This window comes from Facklamia sp. P12955, assembly GCF_050409565.1.
Taxonomy (GTDB): Bacteria; Bacillota; Bacilli; order Lactobacillales; family Aerococcaceae; genus Facklamia.
Genome location: NZ_JBNUPF010000054.1, coordinates 1 through 1,358, shown reverse-complemented (window position 1 = coordinate 1,358; position 1,358 = coordinate 1). Strand labels below are relative to the sequence as shown.

At 36.4% G+C, this 1,358-nt stretch carries 1 protein-coding gene; it reads left to right on the top strand.

Features of this window, described 5'->3' with window-relative positions; genetic code table 11:
- Positions 1 to 124: 124 nt before the first annotated feature.
- Positions 125 to 1,358: ISL3 family transposase (locus ACQV2G_RS09075; protein ID WP_428876641.1), on the top strand; the 1,234-nt coding region annotated here is incomplete at its 3' end.

Below are 1,358 nucleotides of genomic sequence, written 5' to 3'. Positions count from 1 at the left end.
GGTTCTATAATTTATAGGGTTGATGGCCGAAGGCCTCAACTCTATTTTTTACTTTAGGGTACAAAAAAGGACAGATCTCCTGTATATTATAAGCGACTAAACCACAATAAAGGAGAGCTGTCCCATGTCACACATTATATCATCTTTACTCGGATTAAACGATAAAAACATCACAATTAATGACCAAAAATTTTCAAAAATTTCGATTAAAGGCCGTTTATCTTTCTTATTAACGGGTCAATTAATAGAGCCTATTAGTCATTGCCCTTGTTGTGGGCAATCAGCAATTAACTATTCAATCGTTAAAAATGGCTCTCGTACATCGCGCATTCAATTAATACCGATGGCAGGTTATCCCACTTATTTAGATTTAAAAAAACAGCGTTATTACTGTAAATCTTGTCACTCATCCTTTACCGCTCAAACGCCTGAAGTCGCTCGTCACTGTCATCTATCTAATCATTTGAAACGATATATCGCTGATCAGTTAACACATACGATATCAGAAACTTATATCGCTCAACTGGTGCATGTATCGATTCATACAGTCCGTCGTGTGACGAATCAAATGGCACAGCACCTTCAATTCAAACCGCTACATTCCTTACCACAACACCTTTGTTTTGATGAATTTAAAAGTGTTCGAACGATTGATGCTGCGATGAGTTTCATTTACTGTGACGCTAAAACGCATCGATTAGTTGATTTGTTCTTTGATCGCAAACAGTCTTCATTAATCCGTTATTTTCAACAATTTCCGTTGGAAACCCGTCAATCGGTTCAAACGATAACGATTGATATGTACCGACCGTATATGGATTTAATTCAAAAAGTTTTTCCAAAAGCACAAATTATTATTGATAAATTCCATCTCATTCAAGCTTTAAATCGTGAGCTGAATCGGACACGAATTCATGTGATGAACACCTTCCGAAACAAAGACAATCGACTGTACAATAAACATAAACGCTACTGGCGCCTAATCATGACACCAAGAAATAAATTACACACCACTACTTATCAGCGCTATCGATTATTTGATTGGATCACAAACACCAGTGGTATCGTTGATTATTTATTAGCATCAAGTAGCGAATTAAAAGTCACTTACGAGGTCGTTCATCATTTAAGAGAAGCCCTTCAAGACCTTCGAATCGATCGATTTGAGTTTTGGGTCAACTATGGCCTAACATTACCCGTTTCAAAAAAATTAAAGACCGTTTTAAGAACCTTTAAACGCTATCACACTTTTATTCAAAACACCTTTAACTATTCAACCTTAACGAATGGCCCAATTGAAGGGCTAAACAATAAAATCAAGGTGCTGAAACGAAATGCCTATGGCTATCGTAATTATT